A 20,469-nucleotide genomic window follows, 5' to 3' on the forward strand; every position below is an offset into this window, starting at 1 on the left:
CTCGCGGATGGATCTTCCGTTCGACTCCGGGAAAGACCGACGACGATTTATCGATTGACGAGTTCTAAAAAAGAACTATAAGTCGAAGACAAGTGTGCCGCATTGCAACGTCGGCATGGTCGGTCGGGAGGTCAGTCGTGGCGGAGCTTTCAGAGACGATCAGTGTCGACGAGATCGCTGCCGGCTTGCCGAGCCGAATCGATAAAGTCACGGCAGGACCGGTTGCCAGAGCGCCCGACCGGATTGCGCTCGTCGAAGACGGGGCCTCCTGGAGCTATCGAGATCTGGAGCAGCGCGTTGGCGAGATCGCCACCGTTCTCTCCTCGCTGGGGATCAGGGCCGGCGATCGGATGATCATCGTCAGCGAGAACTGTATTGCGCTTGCTGCTTTGCTGCTGGGGGCGAGCCGGCTCGACGCCTGGGCGATCGTCGCCAACCCGCGCTTGGCGGCGCGCGAACTGGACCAGATCCGCGATCACAGCGGCGCCCGACGGATGTTGTTTACGTCGGGTATTTCGAAGGAGGCCGCTGCTCACGCCTCTCGCTATGGCGCCGAGAGCCGGCGAATTGGCCCGCTGCCGGATATTGGTGTTGGCCCGCTCAACGAAAGCGCGTCAGTCCAGCCCGTGGAGACCGATCCAGCAAGGCAAGTCGCGGTTTTGATCTACACGTCAGGGACGACCGGAACTCCCAAGGGCGTGATGCTCTCGCATGACAACCTGCTGATCAGCGCAAAGACCACCGCGTACTTCCGCAGGATGAACGAGAACGACAAGATCTATCTTGTGTTGCCGATCTCGCATATCGTCGGCATCTCGCTCCTGATCATGACGCTGATGGTTGGCGGCACGGTGCGGATGGTCAGCAAATACGATCCGGCCGCGACTGCAAAGGCCATCGCGGAGGAGGGCGTCACCATTCTCAATGGCGTGCCTGCCACCTATCAGCGCCTGCTGGAGTACAAGAGCGTATCAGGCGTGGAACAACTCCCCCGAGGCTCGTTGCGCTTGATCGCCGTCGCCGGCGCGCCGCTGGATTTGAACCTGAAGGTGCGCGTGGAAAAGGAGTTCGGGCTTCCCTTGCTCAACGGCTACGGGATCACTGAATGTTCGCCGGGAATATCAGGGGTACGTTTCGATAGGCCACGTTCCGATCAGGCGGTTGGCACGCTGCTGCCAGGCGTGGAGGCGCGGGTGCGAACCATCGAAGGATTTCCGACGGCAGTAGGCGAAGTCGGCGAGCTGCATGTTCGCGGGCGCAACGTGATGCTGGGCTACTATCGTGCCCCCGAGCTTACCGCGAAGGTGGTTGATAGCGAGGGCTGGTTCAATACCGGCGATCTCGCGCGTTTCGACGGCGACTGTCTGTACATCGTCGGCCGCACCAAGGAAATGATCATTCGTTCCGGTTTCAACGTCTATCCCGCCGAGGTCGAAGCAGTCCTCAACTCACATAAAGACGTCGTGCAATCCGCTGTGGTTGGTCGTGCCGCGGACGGCAATGAGGAGATCGTGGCCTTTGTGCAATTGCTGCCGGGATCCCGCACGACACCAGAGACGCTGATGCATTTCGTCAGATCTCAGCTTACGTCTTACAAGCGGCCGTCCGAAATCGTCATCCTCGAGGCCTTGCCGGCGACATCGACTGGCAAGATACTCAAACACAGGCTCGCGGAGTCCTTGCGCGAAGGCGCAACCCCTGCGATGCAGGCGCCCGAATTCCGCAGGCAACATATCTAACTTTACCGGGAGGACATCTTGCAAAAGAGAAACGCAACGGCGGCCGTGATAGGCGCGGGTGACTTCATCGGCGGCGAGATCGCCAAGAAATTCGCAGCAGAAGGCTTTACGGTCTTCGCCGGTCGTCGTAACGGCGACAAGCTGGCTCCGCTCGTCAGGGATATCGAGGCTGCCGGCGGAGAGATCCAGGCCCGTTCGCTCGATGCTCGCAAGGAAGACGAGATCATCTCCTTTCTCAACGATGCAGACAAGCATGCGCCGCTGGAAGTCTGCATCTTCAACATCGGGGCGAACGTGAACTTCCCGATTCTGGACACCACAGAACGCGTCTTCCGCAAGGTCTGGGAAATGGCATGCTATTCCGGTTTCTTGGCCGGTCGCGAGGCCGCCCGCCTCATGCTGCCGCGCGGGGGCGGCAACATCTTCTTTACGGGGGCGACCGCCTCGCTCCGCGGCGGCAGCGGGTACGCCGCTTTCGCAAGCGCCAAGTTTGGCCTTCGCGCGGTCGCGCAGGCCATGGCCCGCGAGCTTGGCCCGAAAAATATTCACGTCGCGCATCTCATCATCGATTCCGGCGTGGACACCGAGTGGGTTCGGCAACGCCGGCTGGAGGCTCTCGGGCCCACCGCGCTGGATGATCCGGACGCCTTGATGCCTCCGGCCTCCGTCGCGACATCCTATTGGCAGCTCTACCAGCAACCGAGAAGCGCATGGACGTTCGAGCTGGAGATCCGTCCCTTCGGCGAGAAGTGGTAGCGGAGCCTGCTGCGATGGAGCTCAAGCTTTCCCGCGAGGATGCCGCGTTTCGTGACGAGGTGCGCAGTTTCATTGCGCAGAACTATCCGCCGGAAATGCGCGTTCCCAATCCGGAGACCGACCTGACCAAGGAGCAGTCGCTGCTCTGGCACCGGATCCTGCACAAGAAGGGCTGGATCGCGCCGCTCTGGCCCAAGGAGTATGGCGGCCCAGGCTGGTCGGTCACGCAGCGCTTCCTGTTCGAGCAGGAGACGTCTCGCGCAGGCACGCTGCCGCCGCTCGCCTTCAGCGTGACCATGGTCGGGCCGGTGATCTACACCTTCGGCAACGAGGCGCAGAAGAAGAAGTTTCTGCCGCGGATCCTGTCCGGCGAGGATTGGTGGTGCCAGGGCTATTCGGAGCCGGGTTCGGGCTCGGACCTCGCGACCGTCAGGACCAAGGCCGTGCGTGACGGCGACCACTACATCGTCAACGGTCACAAGACCTGGACGACGCTGGCGCAGCATGCCGACTGGATCTTCTGCCTGGTGCGGACCGATCCGAGCGCCAAGCCGCAATCCGGCATCTCCTTCCTGCTGATCGACATGAAGTCGCCCGGCGTCACCGTGCGGCCGATCATCACGATCGATGGCAGCCACGAGGTTAACGACGTCTTCCTCGAAAATGTCCGCGTGCCCGTCGAGAACCTGGTTGGCGAGGAGAACAAGGGTTGGACCTACGCCAAGTTCCTGCTCGGCAATGAGCGCACCAGCATGGCCGGCATCGGCCGGTCCACCCGCTACATCAACAAACTGAAACAGATCGTGAGGGCCGAGATACCGGTCGACGATCCCGCGCATCTCGAATTCCTGCGCGACATTGCCCGCATCGAGCTCGACGTGCTGGCGCTGGAAGCGACGGAGTTGCGCGTTGTCGCCCAGATGGCGCGCGGCATAGATCCAGGACCTGCGGCCTCGCTGTTCAAGATCCGCGGCACCGAGATATTTCAGAATATCACCGAGCTCACCCATCGCGCGATCGGCAATTACGGCCTGGCCATCCGCGAGCATCCGGTCAGCGCCAACCGCTTCATGCCCGGCCCCGACTACGGTCACACCGCGTCGGAAAAATATCTGAACGCGCGCAAGCTCAGCATCTACGGCGGATCCAACGAGATCCAGCGAAACATCATCGCCAAGGCCGTGCTTGGGCTCTAGCCACGACGGATCGAGAGGATCGGATGGATATTCAGTTCACGGAAGAGCAGGAATTGCTGCGATCCAGCGTCCAACGCTTGCTGCGAGACCAGTATGATTTCGAGGCGCGGCGCAAGATCGTGGCGAGCGAGGAAGGCTTCAGCCGGAAGCAGTGGGAGGGTTTCGCCGAGCTCGGCCTGCTCGCCGCACCGCTCTCGGAAGGCGCGGGCGGTCTCGGCGGGGGTCCGCTGTCGACCATGATCGTCATGCATGAGTTCGGCCGTCACCTCGTGGTCGAGCCTTTCGTCGAGACGGTGGTGCTGGCCGGCGGATTGATCGAGCATGTGGGCACGCCGGAGCAGCAGCAAAGCTTCATCCCTGAAATCATCGACGGCTCGAAGATCTGGACCTTGGCCTGGACGGAGAAGGGATCGCGCTTCGATCTGGCCAATGTCACGACCAGAGCGCGGCGCGGGGGGAGCGACTACGTCCTGACCGGCGCGAAGACCATGGTGATCGCCGCGCCCTGGGCCGACCATCTGATCGTCTCGGCGCGGACCTCCGGCGACGATCGTGACCGCGGCGGCGTCAGCCTGTTCGTGGTGGATCGCCGCGCGACGGGCGTCGATCTTCAGGGTTTCAGAACCATCGACGGTCGGCGGGCAGCGGAGGTCAGCCTGCGCGGCGTCCGCGGGCAATTGCTGGGAGAGGAAGGCGAGGGCCTTGCCGCGCTGGAAGCCTGCCGCGACCGCGCCATCGGCGCGCTCTGCGCGGAAGCCGTCGGCGCCATCGGTGAGTTGAACTCGGCGACGCTGGATTATTCGAAGACGCGCAAGCAGTTCGGCACCACCATCGGCTCGTTCCAGGTGCTGCAGCATCGGATGGTCGACATGTTCATCGCCCACCAGGAGGCGCTCTCTCTGATGCAGCATCTGAGCCTCAGCCTCGGCGGCGGCGATGCCGGCCTGTCGCGGCTCGCCTCCGGTGCCAAGTCGAAGATCGGCTATGCCGGCAGGTTCGTTGCCGACCAGGCGGTGCAGCTTCATGGCGGCATGGGAATGACCGACGAGCTCAATGTCGGGCACTATTTCAAGCGTATCTCCTCCATCAACATTCAGTTCGGCGACCCTGCGTTCCACGTGCTGCGTTACGCGCAGCTGGACGCGGCCGCGTAGGCAGAGAGGCCAGCATGACGACAGAAGCAGTCATCGTTTCCACCGCCCGAACGGCCGTCGGGAAGGCCTATCGCGGTGCGCTCAACAACACGGACGGCCCGACCATGGCCGGGCACGTAATGGCCGAAGCGGTGAAGCGCGCCGGCATCGCGCCCGGAGAAGTAGAAGACGTGGTCATGGGCTGCGCGATGCAGCAAGGCACCATGGTGATGAACGTGGCGCGCAAGGGCGCCATTCGCGCCGGCCTGCCCGTCACGGTGGCGGGCACCACCATCGACCGGCAATGCGCGTCCGGCCTGCAGGCCATCGCGGTTGCCGCGCGCTCGATCATGCTCGACGGGGTCGAGGTCGCGATCGGTGGAGGCATCGAGTCGATTAGCCTCGTGCAGAACGAGCATATGAACAAATTCCACGCCGTTGACGAAGAGCTGATGGCGATGAAGCCTGAAATGTACATGTCGATGCTCGATACCGCCGAGGTCGTTGCCGAGCGCTACAAGATCGGCCGCGACAAGCAGGACGAATACAGTCTCGAGTGCCAACGCCGCGTCGGCGCTGCGTTGCAGGCCGGCCGCTTCAACGACGAGATCGTGCCGTTCACGACCAGGATGGCGCTGGTCAACAAGGACACCAAGGAGGTCACCTACCAGCAGGTGACGCTCGCCAAGGACGAAGGGCCACGGCCGGAAACCACCGCCGAGGGCCTGGCCAAGATCAAGCCGGTGTTCGAGGGCAAAACCATCAGCGCAGGAAATGCCAGCCAGCTTTCGGACGGTGCCTCGGCCTGCGTGATCATGAGCGACAGGATTGCTGCCAGGAAGGGGCTGAAGCCACTCGGCATCTTCCGCGGCTTCGTTGCCGCCGGCGTCGAGCCCGACGAGATGGGCGTCGGCCCGGTCGCCGCGATCCCGCGCCTGCTCAAGCGCCATAACCTGAAGATCGACGACATCGACCTCTGGGAGCTGAATGAGGCTTACGCGGTGCAGGTGATCTATTGCCGCGACAAGCTCGGCATCGACCCCGACAAGCTCAACGTCAATGGCGGCTCGATCGCGATCGGCCATCCCTACGGCATGACTGGTTCGCGGCTCACCGGCCACCTGCTGATCGAGGGGCGTCGGCGCAAGGCGAAATACGGCGTGGTGACCATGTGCATCGGTGGCGGCATGGGCGCAGCCGGTCTGTTCGAAATCATCCACTGAGCGGCAACGCGGGAGATCATTCGTGAAGACAGCAATTACCGAACTGTTCGGCATCGAGCACCCGATCATCCAGGGCGGAATGCACTATGTCGGCTTCGCCGAGCAGCTGCGGTGTCGAACGCCGGCGGGCTCGGCATCATCACTGGGCTGACCCAAAGGACGCCCGAGCTGCTGGCAAAGGAAATCGCGCGCTGCCGCGACATGACCGACAAGCCGTTCGGCGTGAACCTCACCTTCCTGCCGACCTTCAGCGCCCCACCTTATCCGGAATATATCGCCGCGATTAGGGAGGGCGGAGTAAAAGCGGTGGAGACCGCCGGCCGCAGCCCGGAACAGTACATGCCGGCACTGAAGGCCGCCGGCATCAAGGTGATCCACAAATGCACCTCGGTCCGTCATTCGCTGAAGGCCGAGAAGATCGGCTGCGACGCGGTCAGCGTCGACGGCTTCGAGTGCGGCGGTCATCCGGGCGAGGATGACATTCCGAACATGATCCTGCTGCCGCGCGCCGCAGACGAGCTCAGCATCCCCTTTGTCGCGTCCGGCGGCATGGCAGATGGCCGCAGCCTCGTCGCGGTGCTGTCGATGGGCGCGGCGGGCATGAACATGGGGACGCGTTTCGTCGCCACCAAGGAGGCGCCGGTCCATGACAACGTCAAGCAGGCGCTGGTCAAGGCCACGGAGCTGGACACCGTTCTCGTCATGCGCGCGCTGCGCAACACCGAGCGCGTGCTCAAGAACAAGGGCGTCAACGAACTGCTCGAGATCGAACGCGAGAAGGGGGCAAGCCTGAAGATCGAGGACATCCATGATCAAGTCGCCGGCGTATACCCGCGCGTGATGGTCAACGGTGAGATGGATGCCGGCGCCTGGAGCTGCGGCATGGTGGTCGGCCTGATCCACGACATCCCGACCGTGAAGGAACTGATCGACCGTATCATGGCCGACGCCGAACGCATCATCCGGGAGCGCCTGACTGGTTTTCTCGACGGCGCCGGGCAACGGCCGGCTGCGGTTAGGGCAATCGCCTGAACCCTTCCGGAAGGGCGTTGCGGACGTTCTGACGAGGTTATGCGCAGCGCATGGTCATGCGTGCGTCGATCGTTGTTGAGGCCGATGGGCTGATGGACGGCCTTCGGTAGCCTCGGAGGCACTTATGAGCCAAGCCGACTTCCACTACTACGAGCCTTCGAAAGGCCACGGACTCCGGCATAATCCCTTCAATGCGATAATCGCGCCGCGTCCGATTGGGTGGATTTCGTCGCGCAATGCAGCCGGTCAATTGAACTTGGCGCCGTACAGTTTCTTCAATGCGTTCCTCTACGATCCTCCGATCATCGGGTTTTCCTCGATTTCGTGGAAAGACACGGTCAAGAACGTCAGCGAGACGCGCGAGTTCGTCTGGAATCTGGTCACCATGGATCTCGGCGAACGCATGAACGTGACAGCGACGCCGCTCGATCACGGCGTGAGCGAGTTCGAAGCAGCCGGTTTGACGCCGATACCCGGCCGCCACGTTGCTGTGCCGCGGGTGGGCGAGAGCAGGGCCGCCATGGAATGCAAGGTCGTCGAGGTCTCTCAGCTGGCCAACGCACGCGGAGAAAAGGTGAAAGGATGGTTCGTGCTTGGTGAGGTCGTCGCGGTCTACATCGACAAAACGTTGATCGAGGACGGCGTCTACAACACGGCACTTGCGCGTCCCATTCTGCGCGCCGGCCGGGGTGGAGATTATCTCGAGGTCAGGACCGAGAACATGTTCGAGATGAAGCGCCCACCCGGCAGCAGCAAACCGGAATTCCACGGCACCTGATTGCGCTGGAAGCAGGCTCAACTGTCGGGCTGGCCAAGCACTTGGTCGACAGGCCTGAGCCCGGCTTCACAACGCCGATGAGAGACTAAACGGGAAGCCTGTGCGGGGTCATATGCCCATCAAGATCCCGGGCCTCGTGCGTACAGGCCAAGAGCCAGCAGCGAAAACGAGCTCATCACGACGCCCAACGCGAACATTGCTTCCGGTGACACTGTGGCAGCAAGCCATACGCCGATCGCGGCGATCATCATCTGCAAGAAACCGAGCAGCGCCGAGGCGGCGCCGGCCTTCTCGCCGAATGGAGAGAGCGCCCGCGCAGTGGCCAGTGGACTGACAACACCCATGCCGAGAAGAAAAACGCACATCGCGGCCAGAAACGGCAGGAAGGTCGGGCTGATCATCGAGATGAGCAGGATCGCAAGGCTGCTGGCCGTTGTCGCGCACAAACCTGCCCGGATCGGGCCGTCGAGCCCGTAGCGCGGTGCCAATCTCGTTGCGAGCATACCGGCGGCGAATACGATGAAGACGGTCCCGGCGAAAAAGAGGCCTAGCTGGATCGGCGTGAAGTGCAGCGCCTCGATGAACAGGCGCGGTGCGGCGGAAAACATCGAGAACAAGCCGCCCATAGTGAGGCTCGAGGCGGCCGCGGGGGTAGCGAAGCGGCGGTCGCCAATCAGGCTGGCATAGGTCCTGCAGATGACAGCTGGATTGAGTGGCGTGCGGATCGAATGGTGGGTTTCGCCGAGGACGATGCTGTAGGCCACGGCGCTGACGGCGGCGAATATCGCGACCAGCGCGAATTCGGCGCGCCAGCCCAGGCTGTGGTCGAGGGCGCCGCCAAGCAGCGGCGAGAACCCGGGCGCTGCGGACATCACGATCATGATGAGCGCCATCGCGCGCGCCAGTGCCGCGCCACTGAACATGTCGCGGGCAATGGCGCGAGACAGCACTGATGTCGCGCAGGCACCTGTTGCCTGCACGACGCGGCCGGCCAGGAGATTAGGCAGGTCGGTCGCCAGACCGCACCAAACGCTGCCGGCGAAGAACACGGCAAATCCGATCAGGACCGGCCAACGTCTTCCGTAGCGATCCGAAAGCGGTCCGACCACGAGTTGACCGAAGCCGAACACTGCAAGAAAGACGGTGATGGCGGACGTGACCGCCGCACTCGTGACATTCAATGAGATCGCGATCTGCGGCAAGGACGGCAGCAGAATGTTCGTCGCGAGCGTTCCCATCGCGGCCAGGACAGAAAGGACGGCGATGGGCAGGGCGCTGGAGGTGGGAATGTCCCGCGGCGCGGTGTTGATCAGGTCAGCCATGGGACCTTTCGTGTGATAGGGATAGGTAGATTGAGACGGCGAGTGAGGCGGTTCGCGCCGCTCGCCGACTTCGTTCTTGTCCGCCCAGCCGTGTTATCAGCGGACGATGCGTTCGACTGCTATGGCCGTAGCTTCGCCGCCGCCGATGCAGAGTGACGCGACGCCGCGCTTGAGGTTCCGCGTTTCGAGCGCGTGAAGCAGCGTCACGATCAGCCGCGCACCGGTGGCACCGATGGGATGACCGAGCGCGCAGGCGCCGCCGTTGACGTTCAGCTTCTCCCTGGGGATACCGAGATCCTTCTGCGCCGCCATCGCTACGACCGCAAATGCCTCATTAATCTCGAACAGATCGACGTCGCCAACGCTCCAGCCAACCTTGTCCACCAGCTTGCGAATAGCCGGGATGGGGGCCGTGGTGAACCATTGTGGTTCCTGGCTGTGGGTGGCATGGCCCTTGATCTCGGCGAGCACCGGGAGGCCGTCGCGATCGGCCAGCGAGCGTTTCGCCAAGATGAGCGCCGCAGCGCCGTCAGCATTGGCGGATGAGGCTGCGGGCGTGATGGTGCCGTTGGCGCGGAATGCGGCTTTCAGCCCCGGGATTTTGGCGGGATCCACTTTGAGCGGATGCTCGTCGTTCGAGATGATCCGGGGCCCGGCCTTCTCGGTCAACGTGATTGGAGCAATCTCAGCCTTGAACGCGCCGCCTTCAACCGCCTTGCGGGCGCGGCTCAAGGTCTCGATCGCATAGTCGTCCTGGTCTTTGCGGGTGAATTGATAGGCCTCCGCCGTGGCCTCGCCAAAGTCGCCCATCGAGCGTCCGGTCTCGTAGGCGTCTTCCAACCCGTCCATCAGCATGTGGTCGATGATGCGGTCGTGGCCAGCGCGATAGCCGCCGCGTGCCTTGGCCAGCAAATAGGGTGCATTGCTCATGCTCTCCATGCCGCCAGACAGAACGATCTCGGCGGAGCCCGCATTGATGATATCGTGAGCCAGCATGGTGGCCTTCATGCCGGAGCCGCAGACCTTGTTGATGGTGGTGGCGCCGGTGGCATCCGGCAATTTGGCGCCGCGCGCGGCCTGGCGTGCCGGCGCCTGGCCTTGTCCGGCTGGCAACACGTTGCCCATGAAAACCTCGTCGATCCGCTCGGGCGCCAGTTTGGCTCGTTCGAGAGCAGATCCGATCACATGGGAACCGAGCTTGTGGGCACTGAGTGGCGAGAGCTCGCCCATGAAGCGGCCGAGCGGCGTACGGACCGCGGAGAGGATGACGACGGGATCGGAAGCGGCGGCCATGGCGAATTCTCCTGTTGATCACTTCGTTATATGACGATAGTCATATAACATGGGCGACATTGCAATGAAATATTGCCGTCGCTCCAAAAGCGCGGTCCAGAAGCGCTGGTGGATGGGATCGGTCGAGCAGCCGGTCACCGAACAACTTGCACGGAGGGGAGATGCGTTACGTAGGAGACCACAGGCGCCAGACCCACAGCCGGATCGTTGAAAGTGCCTCCTACGGCTTGCGTCAAAACGGTGCCGAGGGACTTAGTGTCGTCGAGTTGATGAAACTCGCCGGTCTTACGCATGGCGGATTCTATAATCACTTCGAGTCGCGTGCCGCGCTTGTTGGCGAGGCAATTGCGTTTGCGATGGATCAAACGGCCGAGCGGTGGAAAAAGCTGGCGAACCGGAAGGCGAACGAGGACCGTTTCGAGACTTTGATCGCCGATTATCTCAGTTCCCGCCACCGCGACAATCCCAGACAAGGCTGCGCGCTTCCAGCCCTGGCCGCTGATGTCGCTCGATCGAGCCCGAGGGAGCAACGGGCGCTTGCGTCCAAGCTGGAGAAGATGATCGAGATCCTGGTCGAAATGCTTCCTGCCGAGGGTCCTCAACAGGCACGCCAAATCGCGACGAGCGCCATTGCGACCATGGTTGGATCGATCATGCTCTCGCGTGCTGTCGGCGCCGGGAAGCTTTCCGACGATATTCTCGACGCCGGACGGATGTCTGTCTGCGGCCCGGTTCACAAGCGACAGCGCAGAACAGCAAAGGCGATGAGCTGCGACAAACCATAATCTGGGAGGTGCCCATGACGGCCGGCAAGTGGCTCAAGACAGCCTGCAACCTGTGTTACGTAAACTGCGGCATCGAGGTCTGGGTGAATGAGGGGCGTCTCGAGAAGGTACGAGGCGACCGTTCAAACCCGAAGTCGCAAGGCTATTTGTGCAACAAGGCAGCGCGCATTCCCTACTATGCGCATCACAGGGATCGGCTCACGACCCCGCTGCGTCGTCGCGCCGATGGCGGCTTTGATGAAATCGAGTGGGACGTCGCGATCGCTGAAATCGCGGAGCGGCTTCGAGACGTCGTCGACAGGTATGGCGGCAAGAGTATTGCCCTTTATGGCGGCGGCGGGCAGGGCAACCACGCCGGCGGTGCCTACGCCAGTGGCTTGTTGCGTGCGCTGGGCTCGCGCAGCGTCTTCAACGCGCTTTCGCAGGAAAAAACCGGCGATTTCTGGGTCAATGGCCACATGTTCGGCAGCCAAACCTGCCACACGTCAGAGGACGTCCATCATTGCGATCTCCTGCTCGTCATCGGGGCAAATCCCTGGATCGCGCACGGCTTCCCCAATGCGCGCGACCATCTCAATCAGATCCGCAAGGATCCCGCACGCAAGCTGATCGTCATCGACCCCCGTCGAACCGAAACCGCAGAGATGGCGGATCTGCATCTTGCGGTTCGCCCCGGTGCCGATGCGTTTCTGCTTGGCGCGCTGCTGGCCACGCTCGTCCGTTCCGACCGGATCGACCATGCGTTCATCGAGGCGCACACGATCGGCTTCGCGGAAGTGAGGCAAGCGCTATTGAACATCCCCGTCGAGGAATGGGCGGCCGCCGCCGATATCTCGATCGCGGAGCTGGAGAGCTGCGCCGCGATGATCGCAGCCGCGAAGGCCATGGTGGTTCGGGTTGAACTCGGCATCCAGCAAGGCGTCAACTCGACACTCAACTCCTATCTTGAAAAGCTCTTGATCATGCTTTCCGGCAATTTCGGTCGTGAAGGTACCAACCAATTGCATAGCTGGCTTCAACCGCTATGGGGAAACTCTCCGAACCAGACATTCGCGCCGACCGGCGACGCGATCATTGGGGGCTTGTTGCCGCCCAACATTTTCCCCGAGGCGGTACTCAAGGATCATCCGGAGCGGTTGCGTTGCGTCTGGATCGACAGCTCCAATCCCGCCAACACCGCCGCAAATACCGTGGCGATGGAACGCGCGTTGCAATCGCTAGAGCTATGCGTTGTGGTCGACGTTGCGATGACCGAAACCGCACGGCTCGCGCACTACGTTCTCCCGGCCTCCACACAATACGAAAAGACCGAATTTACTCTGTTCAACTTCGAATTTCCGACCAACTATTTTCATGTCCGCGCCGGTGTTCTGCCGCCACTTGCCGGCACCTTGCCGGAGCCCGAGATTTACACGCGGCTTGCCGTCGCCCTGGGGCTTCTGCCGGGTGACAATGTGCTCGTGCCGCTACGCGAAATAGCACGGCGCTCGCGACCTGAATTCGCCGCGGCCTTTCGTGCTTTCATCGCGGAGAACCCTGCGGCAGTGCCTGCCCTGGTGCTCTACCATACGCTGGGGCAGACGCTTCCGGACGGTACCGCGGCAGCGGCGCCGATGTGGAGCGCGGCGCAGGCTTGCGCAAAGCGATCGCCGCAAGCGGTGCGGCGGGCGATCGGCGCATCCGAACAGGTGGCGGACCATCAGCTCGGAGATCTCCTGTTCGACACCATCGTGGCCTCCCGGCAAGGCACGGCGGTTACACGGCACGAGTATGACGAGGTCTGGTCACTGATCGGCCATTCGGATCGCAAGGTTCGCCTGATCGTCCCGCAGATGCTGGAATGGCTGGCGCGTCTCGATCCGCAAGCCGCTCGCGCGCCAAGGGAGTTCCCGTTCGCGCTGGCGGCTGGTGGCCGCCGCATGTTCAATGCCAACCAGATCTTTCGCGATCCCGCGTGGCGTCGCGACGACCCGGACGGCGCCCTGTTGATCAATTCGCGCGATCTGAGCGAGTTGGGCGCGAAGGATGGTGACTGGATCGCGGTGGAGTCGGCGGCGGGGCGGCTCGTCGTCCGCTGCAAGGTCGACGACGCCATGCGGAACGGCCAATTGGCGCTGCCGCACGGCTACGGTCAGGCATACCCGACATCGGACGGAGAGCGCCTGATCAACGGACCGCGCATCAATCTGCTCACCGAGAGCGGCAACCGCGATCCCATTGCGGGTACGCCCTACCACAAGAACGTCGCGGTTCGTCTGGCCCTGGTATCCGGGCACGAAGCTGCCGCCTGTCAGTCGCAATCCGAGCGAATTCACATGAGAGCGGCCGGACAATAGCTGGAAGGGAACATCACATGACTGAGAAACCGATCGCGATCGTGACCGGGGTGGGGCCGGGCACGGGAGCTGCCATCGTCAAGCGCTTCTCTGCTGGCGGTTTCCGTATCATCGCGCTTGCTCGCTCTGCGGAGCTCATCGATCGCCTTGCGCAAGAGCTTCCCGACGTGCACGCGATGACCTGCGACGTGTCGGACGAGTGCCAGGTGCGGACTGTGATCACAGACGTAAAGCGGCGTTTCGGCCCGGCTGACGTTCTCATCCACAACGCTGTCGGCGGGGGCTGGGGGAATTTTCGCGAGATTGATCCGAAGTTGTTGAAGGGAAACTTCGAGGTCAACGTGATGGGTTTGTTGTATCTGGCCCGCGAAGTGGTGCCTGACATGATTGATCGCGGCAAGGGCGCAATCCTGGTGACCGGCAACACCTCTTCGATCCGAGGCAAAGCCAATTTCGCCGGCTTCGCACCGACAAAGGCGGCGCAGCGTATTCTGGCCGAGTCGATCGCACGTGACGTGGGACCTCTCGGCGTGCACGTCTCCTACGTTCTCATCGACGCCGTGATCGATACCCCCCGGATGCGCGCGCGGATGAGCGACAAACCGGATGAATTCTTCATCAAGCCGGCGGCGATCGCTAACGAATTATTGCATCTCTACGGTCAGGACCGCTCGGCCTGGTCGTTTCTCACGGAACTGCGGCCATTCAACGAAAATTGGTGATGCTCGAGCACGGACACGGCGCGCTGGGTCACTTGGAGAGATCTCCGCGACTTGAAAGGTCAGAAACATGCCTGATGGATCCATCTCGGTTGATACGGGGACGGACGAACTGCTGTGCGTGATCCGGGATCGCGTCGCGGTGATTACCTTGAACCGACCCCAGGCCCGAAATTCCTTGTCCGATCATCTTACGCCGGCGTTGCGCCGGATGATCAAACAGAATGGAGATGATCCTGAGGTCGGAGCCCTCCTCATAACAGGGGCAGGCACCGCGTTCTGTTCGGGCGGCGACGTCAAGGGAATGGGCGGCAACTCTGCGGTGCCGGCCATGTCGGTCAGCGACAAGGTTGCGCGGTTGCGGGAACGTCAGCGAACCCTGACCGGCGTACTTGTTTCGGTGCGGAAGCCCACCATTGCGGCTTTGCCGGGACCGGCGGCTGGCGCCGGGCTTGCGATCGCACTCGCTTGCGACATTCGTATTGCAGCCGAATCCGCCATCATGACGACCGGGTACGCCAAAATCGCGCTCACCGGCGATTACGGCATTTCTTGGCTGCTGACCCGGCTGGCTGGGACGGCGCGTGCCCGCGAACTGATGTTCTTGTCCGAACGTATCGATGCGCGCCGCTGCGAAGCGCTCGGGCTGGTTAATCGCGTGGTGTCCGATTCCGAGCTGCAGGACGAAGCATTTGCAGTGGCGAGGACGTTGGCGAATGGTCCGGCGAGCGCCTATGCCTCCATGAAAGATAATCTCGCCCTTGCGCTGTCGGCTGACTTCCTGACGTCAATGGATCAGGAGGCCGAGAGGATGGTCGTGGCGGCGGGCACTGCGCAGCACACCGAAGCCGTCCGGGCTTTCATTGAGAAACGTTCTCCCAGTTACAGGTGAAGCCCGCTGGGTTCATTGCGTTGAAGTGCGGTTGGGGGCTACGCTCGCAACCGCGCCAGAGGAATGTACAATAGCTTATTCAGGTTCGGCGATACGAATGGGACGTGTTCCGATCGGAGCGCCGGTGGCGCGGTCGATGGTAAGGGGATCGATCTCCGTTCCGCCCTCGGCGTCGTAGAACCGGATTATCTTGCCCCCACTACGATGCTTGCGTCCCCACGCGCCAATCGCGAAGAGCACCGGCAAAAAGTCGCGCCCGGCTTCCGTCAGCACATATTCGTCCCGTGGCGGACGGTCTGAATAACGACGTTTCTCCAGCAGCCCTTCCTCGACCAGGGCTGAAAGCCGCCCTGTCAGCATCGTTGGCGCGATACCGAGACTCTTACGAAAGTCATCGAAGCGGGTCAGGCCCCCATGGGCGTCGCGCATGATCAACATGCTCCACGCGTCCCCGACAATCGCCAGGCTCCGGGCGATCATACAGGGCTGGGTCGAAAGTTTTTTCATGTAGGTCTCGTTTTAGTAGTGACTTCGTACTAAATTGATAGTAACACATCGCTCGTCGATGTTCCAGAGCAAATTGAGAAGGCCGGAATGAGCAAGACAGAACAGGGAATTGCGCTGATTCCGGGTGGTTCCGGTGCCAGCCGAACGATGGAGCAAGTGATGTCAAACTATGTCAGCCACTCGGGATCGGTCGTGCGCTATGTCGATGCGCCGAATCTCTCGATCAGTGCCGCAGGAATAACCTTTGCCTATCGCGATATCGGTCCGCGCACCGGCGTGCCGCTGATCCTTCTCAACCATTGGGGCGCGGTTCTCGACAATTTCGATCCACGAATCGTCGATGGGCTCGCCACCAGGCATCGCGTGATCGCGATTGACTACCGCGGTATCGGTGCTTCAAGCGGGAAGGCGCCTGTTACGGTTGGCGAAATGGCACGAGACACGATCGCTCTGATCGCCGCGCTGGGCTTTGCAAAAATCGATCTGCTCGGCTTTTCCCTTGGGGGTTTCGTGGCCCAGGATGTCGCGCTGAGAGCCCCTGGCCTGGTGCGGAAGCTGATTCTGACCGGCACGGGTCCGGCAGGCGGCGAAGGTATCGAGAAGGTTGGGCCGGTGTCCTGGCCGCTGATGATCAAGGGCTTGCTGACTTTGCGGGACCCCAAATTCTACCTGTTCTTCACCTCCACGGCCAATGGCCGCCGAGCCGCAAACGAATTTCTCGCAAGGCTGAAGGAGCGCAAGGCAGATCGGGACAAAGCAGCCACACCAGTTGCCCTCTTGCGGCAGCTCAAGGCGATCAAGAGTTGGGGCCAGCAGGCGCCTCAGGATCTCGGCAGCCTCCGCATCCCGGTCCTGATCGCGAATGGCGATAACGACATCATGGTGCCGACCGCAAACAGCACCGACATGGCACAGCGTATCCCGGGCGCACAACTGGTCATCTACGAAGATGCCGGGCATGGGGGGATTTTCCAGTACCACGCCGATTTCGTGCCGAAGGCGCTGTCGTTCCTCGACGCCTGACGCCGCAACCAGATTCCAGATTGGAGATGACATCATGAAGGCATTCGTCGTCGACAAATACGAGAAGAAAGGCGCTGTTCGCCTGGCAACCATGCCGGAGCCGGAGGTGCGGGACGACGATGTCCTGGTTCGGATCCACGCAACAGCCGTGAACGTTCTCGACTCCAAGATCAGGGGTGGGGAATTCAAGCTCATCCTGCCGTATCGTCCGCCTTTCATTCTGGGTCATGACGTTGCCGGAACAGTTGTCAGGGTCGGCCGCAATGTTAGACGGTTCAAGGCGGGCGACGAGGTCTACGCACGGCCGCGCGATCATCGGATCGGAACATTCGCCGAATTCATTGCGATGAACGAAGCCGACGTGGCGCCGAAGCCTGCGAACATCAGCATGGAAGAGGCCGCCTCCATCCCGCTGGTGGGACTGACCGCCTGGCAGGCGCTGGTCGAGGTGGGCAAGCTGAAGCCTGGCCAGAAGGTCTTCATCCAGGCTGGCTCCGGTGGCGTGGGGACTTTCGCGATCCAGCTCGCCAAGCATCTCGGTGCGGTCGTGGCGACGACGACGAGCGCGAAGAATGTCGAGCTGGTCAAAAGTCTCGGCGCGGACCTGGTCATCGACTACAAGACGCAGGATTTCGAGAAGGTCTTGTCGGGCTACGATCTGGTCCTGCACAGCCAGGACGCCAAGACGCTTGAAAAATCTCTGCGCGTGCTTAAGCCGGGCGGCTTGCTCATCTCGATCTCCGGGCCGCCTGACCCGGAATTCGCCAGGGAGCAGGGCATGAACCTCTTCCTGAAACTGGTGATGCGCTTGCTGAGCCGCAGTGTGCGGAAGAAGGCCAGAAAATTCGGTGTGCGCTTCTCATTCCTGTTCATGCGTGCGCAGGGACAGCAACTGAGCGAAATCACGTCCCTGATCGAAACTGGGGTGATCCGTCCGGTCGTGGACAAGGTTTTCCCGTTCGAAAAAACCGGCGACGCGCTCGCCTATGTCGAGACCGGGCGCGCAAAGGGCAAGGTCGTGATTGCCGTGACGCACTAGGTCCCGCAATGACGCTGCTCGCGTTGTGAAGCCCTGACTTGTGACCAACAAGGTAAACACATTGGAGGAAGCAACATGACTGAGTCCCCCCGCGACACTCACACTTCCACACCTGACGTTGCACTCATTGTCGGCGGCGGCCCTGGTATCAGCTCGAGTTGCGCCAGGCTGTTCGCGGAAAACGGGATGCGTGTCGCCGTCGCAGCCAGGAATCCGGAAAAAGCCGTCCTTGAGACACTCGAAAAGATGCACGGCGTGCGTCGGTACGCCTGCGATGCAAGCGAACCGGCGGCCGTGGCGCAGCTATTCAAAGACGTCGCTCAAGAGGTCGGGACGCCAAGGCTTGTCGTGCACAACATCGACGGTCGCGTTTCCGGCATTTTCCGCAAGACGGTGGTCGAGGCCGACCCGGTCATGACGTTCGAGACGCTTCGCAACGCCGCGTTCTCTGCGTTTCTGGTGGGCCAACAGGCCGCTCGGCTGATGCTCGGAAACGAGCCTGATGCCAACGGCGCGCGAGGAACGATCATCTTCACGAACGCCAGCGCGGCGCTCAAGGGCTTTCCATCAGGTGGGCCATTTGCAATGGCATGCCATGCCAAGTCCGGACTCGCGCAAAGCATGGCGAGAGAATTGATGCCGCGTGGAATCCACGTGGCGAATGTGCCGATCGACGCCGCGATCGGCTGGACTCAGGAGGACGGCACCCGGGCGCACCGGCTGGCGGGAACGACTGTCGACGACAACATGGCCGACCCCGCTCATATTGCCGAGACCTATCTGCAACTGCACCGCCAACATCGCTCGACCTGGGCCTTTGAAGTCGTGCTGCGGCCGTGGGTCGAGAAATGGTAGGCGCGCCTAGCTGATCCCTTCGAACGATTCTGAGGAGGTGGACAATTCCAAATTGGAATTCTGTGCATCTATTGGCGACTCCATAGAATATGGCCCGACCGGCCATACAGTCGCCTTGATAGTTCTATTTTAGAACGGTTTACTCCATCTGCCGATAGCAATGAGCGTGCGGACCTCCCGGTCGAAGGGGGCTGCAACGCTGCCGAAAACAAGGCACAGGGGAGGATGGCATGAGGAGCGTGGACGAGCTCACCGCAGCCGAACTGCTGGACGGCCTGCCGTCCAGGGTGCACGAGGTCTACGCGCCGTTCGTGCGGGATATTCCGGATCATCCGGCCTTTATGGAAGGCGGTCGTGCCTGGAGCTACCGGCAGTTCTCGGACGCAGTCGACGCAGCGGCAAAGGATCTCGTCGGTTTGGGCATCAGGTCTGGTGATCGCCTGATCGTTGCCAGCGAGAACAGCGTGGCCCTGGGAGCGATGCTCTTCGCGGCAAGCAAGCTCGATGCCTGGGGCATTCCAGTCAATCCTCGCCTTTCGCCCAGGGAAATCGATCTCATCGGAACGCACAGTGGCGCCAGACGCGTGCTGTTCAACTCGGCGCTGTCGAAGGAAGCGGCCGACCATGCCAGCCGCATCGGTGCGGAAATCGGCGCCGTGGGGCCGTTCGGCGGCATCGGCATCGGTCCTCTCAATGCGGATGCCGAAGCGGAGCCCGTCGAGAAGGATGGCGCCCGCCAGGTCGCAGGCCTTTTATACACCTCGGGCACGACCGGTGCGCCGAAGGGCGTCATGCTGAGCCACCGCAACCTCCTCTTCACCGCAAGGACGTCGGGAATCCTTCGCCGAAGCAGTCCAGGCGACCGCATTTACGGCGTGCTGCCGATGTCGCACATCGTCGGGTATTCGATCCTGCTGATTTCGACGCTGATGCACGGCGGCACGTTGCATGTCGTGGCCAAGGCTGATCCCGCTGCGCTGGCTCATGCCATCGCCGAGGAGGGGATTACGAGCCTGTTCGGCGTGCCTGCCACATATCAGCGGCTGCTTGAGCACAAGGCGGTCAAGGGCATCCAACGGCTCGAACGGGGCAGGATGCGGATCATGGCGGTCGCTGGCGCTCCGCTCGACCTCGATCTCAAGAAGCGGGTCGAGGACGAGTTTGGAATCCCGCTGCTGAACAATTACGGCATAACGGAATGCTCACCAGGCCTCACCGGGGTCCGTTCGGAACAGCCTGTTCCGGACGAGTCGGTCGGCCCGTTTCTTCCCGGCATCGAGCACCGGATCGTGGACGGACAAGGAAAAGAGGTGGCGACCGGTGAGGTGGGCGAATTACACGTTCGAGGTCCGAACATCATGCTGGGCTACTATCGTGCGCCCGACCTGACGGCGGCGGCGATCGATGAGCAGGGATGGTTCAACACGGGAGATCTCGCGCGGGTGAACGGCAAGGGGCATCTCTATATCGCCGGCCGCACCAAGGAGCTTATCATCCGCTCCGGCTTCAACGTTTATCCCGCCGGGGTGGAAGCGGTCCTGAACGCGCACGACCAGGTCGTTCAGTCGGCCGTCGTCGGACGAAAGGTCGAGGGCAACGAGGAGGTCGTCGCGTTCGTTCAGCTTCTCCCCGGTGCGAGCATCAGCGCGGAAGACCTCATGGCGTACACGGCCCAATTGCTCACGTCCTACAAGCGTCCGACCGAATTGATTGTGCTTGACGCTCTGCCCTCGGCCTCCACCGGCAAGATACTGAAACACAAGCTGCGGGAGATGGCGAACGATCAGGCTGCCCCGAAGGCGTCGCGTGCGGCAGCCGCTGGCTGACGGGCGTCAGGTGTG

17 protein-coding genes and 1 pseudogene are annotated in these 20,469 nt (G+C 62.0%); 15 read left to right on the top strand and 3 right to left on the bottom strand.

The features are described from left to right. Positions 1-137 precede the first annotated feature (137 nt). The 7 genes and pseudogenes from ACVWYQ_RS35130 (at position 138) to ACVWYQ_RS35160 (ending at position 7,857) form a co-directional block, all read left to right on the top strand. The gene (locus tag ACVWYQ_RS35130; protein ID WP_271542450.1) at positions 138-1,739 is read left to right on the top strand and encodes a class I adenylate-forming enzyme family protein; all 1,602 of its coding nucleotides are present in this window, start codon (positions 138-140) and stop codon (positions 1,737-1,739) included. Positions 1,740-1,757: 18 nt separating this feature from the next. Then, entirely contained in the window at positions 1,758-2,495 is a 738-nt protein-coding gene (locus tag ACVWYQ_RS35135; RefSeq protein ID WP_271542448.1) for an SDR family oxidoreductase, read from the top strand. A gap of 14 nt (positions 2,496-2,509) precedes the next feature. Beyond that, positions 2,510-3,691 (top strand): acyl-CoA dehydrogenase family protein, encoded by a 1,182-nt coding sequence (locus ACVWYQ_RS35140; protein WP_271542446.1) that lies wholly within the window; start codon positions 2,510-2,512, stop codon positions 3,689-3,691. 23 nt (positions 3,692-3,714) lie between these two features. After that, entirely contained in the window at positions 3,715-4,845 is a 1,131-nt protein-coding gene (locus ACVWYQ_RS35145) for an acyl-CoA dehydrogenase family protein (protein WP_271542444.1), read from the top strand. 14 nt (positions 4,846-4,859) lie between these two features. After that, a complete protein-coding gene (locus ACVWYQ_RS35150; RefSeq protein ID WP_271542442.1) occupies positions 4,860-6,047 on the top strand; it encodes an acetyl-CoA C-acyltransferase in 1,188 nt (395 codons plus the stop codon). Between the two features lie 22 nt (positions 6,048-6,069). Further along, positions 6,070-7,079: pseudogene (locus tag ACVWYQ_RS35155) on the top strand (NAD(P)H-dependent flavin oxidoreductase). Between the two features lie 124 nt (positions 7,080-7,203). Next, positions 7,204-7,857 (top strand): flavin reductase family protein, encoded by a 654-nt coding sequence (locus tag ACVWYQ_RS35160; RefSeq protein ID WP_456727025.1) that lies wholly within the window; start codon positions 7,204-7,206, stop codon positions 7,855-7,857. Positions 7,858-7,976: 119 nt separating this feature from the next. Here ACVWYQ_RS35160 and ACVWYQ_RS35165 read toward each other — a convergent pair whose 3' ends face one another. Together ACVWYQ_RS35165 and ACVWYQ_RS35170 are read right to left on the bottom strand one after the other, a co-directional pair. Further along, positions 7,977-9,179: a multidrug effflux MFS transporter gene (locus tag ACVWYQ_RS35165; RefSeq protein ID WP_271542438.1), complete on the bottom strand. Its 1,203-nt coding sequence runs from the start codon at positions 9,177-9,179 to the stop codon at positions 7,977-7,979. Positions 9,180-9,275: 96 nt separating this feature from the next. After that, on the bottom strand, positions 9,276-10,472 hold the full coding sequence (locus ACVWYQ_RS35170; RefSeq protein WP_404543021.1) for an acetyl-CoA C-acyltransferase: 1,197 nt from the start codon (positions 10,470-10,472) through the stop codon (positions 9,276-9,278). Positions 10,473-10,633: 161 nt separating this feature from the next. On the opposite strand from ACVWYQ_RS35170, the gene ACVWYQ_RS35175 reads away from it, so the two are divergent. The 4 genes from ACVWYQ_RS35175 (at position 10,634) to ACVWYQ_RS35190 (ending at position 15,204) form a co-directional block, all read left to right on the top strand. Further along, positions 10,634-11,257, top strand: a complete 624-nt coding sequence (locus ACVWYQ_RS35175) for a TetR/AcrR family transcriptional regulator (RefSeq protein ID WP_271542434.1) — start codon at positions 10,634-10,636, stop codon at positions 11,255-11,257. A 14-nt stretch (positions 11,258-11,271) separates the two neighbouring features. Next, positions 11,272-13,593, top strand: coding sequence for a molybdopterin-dependent oxidoreductase (locus tag ACVWYQ_RS35180; protein WP_456727026.1), 2,322 nt, complete (start codon positions 11,272-11,274; stop codon positions 13,591-13,593). A 17-nt stretch (positions 13,594-13,610) separates the two neighbouring features. Further along, positions 13,611-14,315: an SDR family NAD(P)-dependent oxidoreductase gene (locus ACVWYQ_RS35185; protein WP_271542431.1), complete on the top strand. Its 705-nt coding sequence runs from the start codon at positions 13,611-13,613 to the stop codon at positions 14,313-14,315. Positions 14,316-14,382: 67 nt separating this feature from the next. Further along, positions 14,383-15,204, top strand: a complete 822-nt coding sequence (locus ACVWYQ_RS35190; protein WP_271542429.1) for an enoyl-CoA hydratase-related protein — start codon at positions 14,383-14,385, stop codon at positions 15,202-15,204. A gap of 75 nt (positions 15,205-15,279) precedes the next feature. Here ACVWYQ_RS35190 and ACVWYQ_RS35195 read toward each other — a convergent pair whose 3' ends face one another. Beyond that, a complete protein-coding gene (locus tag ACVWYQ_RS35195) occupies positions 15,280-15,711 on the bottom strand; it encodes a winged helix-turn-helix transcriptional regulator (RefSeq protein WP_271542427.1) in 432 nt (143 codons plus the stop codon). Positions 15,712-15,870: 159 nt separating this feature from the next. Here ACVWYQ_RS35195 and ACVWYQ_RS35200 point away from each other — a divergent pair, with 159 nt between their 5' ends. The 4 genes from ACVWYQ_RS35200 to ACVWYQ_RS35215 all read left to right on the top strand — a co-directional run bounded on the left by ACVWYQ_RS35200 (position 15,871) and on the right by ACVWYQ_RS35215 (position 20,454). Further along, positions 15,871-16,734: an alpha/beta fold hydrolase gene (locus ACVWYQ_RS35200; RefSeq protein WP_271542785.1), complete on the top strand. Its 864-nt coding sequence runs from the start codon at positions 15,871-15,873 to the stop codon at positions 16,732-16,734. 34 nt (positions 16,735-16,768) lie between these two features. Next, positions 16,769-17,773: an NADP-dependent oxidoreductase gene (locus ACVWYQ_RS35205; protein ID WP_271542425.1), complete on the top strand. Its 1,005-nt coding sequence runs from the start codon at positions 16,769-16,771 to the stop codon at positions 17,771-17,773. Positions 17,774-17,848: 75 nt separating this feature from the next. Next, positions 17,849-18,628 carry an SDR family oxidoreductase gene (locus ACVWYQ_RS35210; RefSeq protein ID WP_271542423.1) on the top strand — a complete coding sequence of 260 codons (780 nt, stop codon included), beginning with the start codon at positions 17,849-17,851 and terminating at the stop codon, positions 18,626-18,628. 230 nt (positions 18,629-18,858) lie between these two features. Next, positions 18,859-20,454, top strand: coding sequence for a class I adenylate-forming enzyme family protein (locus ACVWYQ_RS35215; protein WP_404543016.1), 1,596 nt, complete (start codon positions 18,859-18,861; stop codon positions 20,452-20,454). Positions 20,455-20,469: the final 15 nt, after the last annotated feature.

It is taken from the genome of Bradyrhizobium sp. USDA 3397, from assembly GCF_054060965.1.

Excerpts from the sequence above, each read along its gene's own strand:
- ACVWYQ_RS35140 (WP_271542446.1), top strand. The coding sequence starts at position 2,510 with ATGGAGCTCAAGCTTTCCCGCGAGGATGCCGCGTTTCGTGACGAGGTG.
- ACVWYQ_RS35145 (WP_271542444.1), top strand. The coding sequence starts at position 3,715 with ATGGATATTCAGTTCACGGAAGAGCAGGAATTGCTGCGATCCAGCGTC.
- ACVWYQ_RS35150 (WP_271542442.1), top strand. The coding sequence starts at position 4,860 with ATGACGACAGAAGCAGTCATCGTTTCCACCGCCCGAACGGCCGTCGGG.
- ACVWYQ_RS35160 (WP_456727025.1), top strand. The coding sequence starts at position 7,204 with ATGAGCCAAGCCGACTTCCACTACTACGAGCCTTCGAAAGGCCACGGA.
- ACVWYQ_RS35165 (WP_271542438.1), bottom strand. The coding sequence starts at position 9,179 with ATGGCTGACCTGATCAACACCGCGCCGCGGGACATTCCCACCTCCAGC.
- ACVWYQ_RS35170 (WP_404543021.1), bottom strand. The coding sequence starts at position 10,472 with ATGGCCGCCGCTTCCGATCCCGTCGTCATCCTCTCCGCGGTCCGTACG.
- ACVWYQ_RS35175 (WP_271542434.1), top strand. The coding sequence starts at position 10,634 with ATGCGTTACGTAGGAGACCACAGGCGCCAGACCCACAGCCGGATCGTT.
- ACVWYQ_RS35180 (WP_456727026.1), top strand. The coding sequence starts at position 11,272 with ATGACGGCCGGCAAGTGGCTCAAGACAGCCTGCAACCTGTGTTACGTA.
- ACVWYQ_RS35185 (WP_271542431.1), top strand. The coding sequence starts at position 13,611 with ATGACTGAGAAACCGATCGCGATCGTGACCGGGGTGGGGCCGGGCACG.
- ACVWYQ_RS35190 (WP_271542429.1), top strand. The coding sequence starts at position 14,383 with ATGCCTGATGGATCCATCTCGGTTGATACGGGGACGGACGAACTGCTG.
- ACVWYQ_RS35195 (WP_271542427.1), bottom strand. The coding sequence starts at position 15,711 with ATGAAAAAACTTTCGACCCAGCCCTGTATGATCGCCCGGAGCCTGGCG.
- ACVWYQ_RS35200 (WP_271542785.1), top strand. The coding sequence starts at position 15,871 with ATGTCAAACTATGTCAGCCACTCGGGATCGGTCGTGCGCTATGTCGAT.
- ACVWYQ_RS35205 (WP_271542425.1), top strand. The coding sequence starts at position 16,769 with ATGAAGGCATTCGTCGTCGACAAATACGAGAAGAAAGGCGCTGTTCGC.
- ACVWYQ_RS35210 (WP_271542423.1), top strand. The coding sequence starts at position 17,849 with ATGACTGAGTCCCCCCGCGACACTCACACTTCCACACCTGACGTTGCA.
- ACVWYQ_RS35215 (WP_404543016.1), top strand. The coding sequence starts at position 18,859 with ATGAGGAGCGTGGACGAGCTCACCGCAGCCGAACTGCTGGACGGCCTG.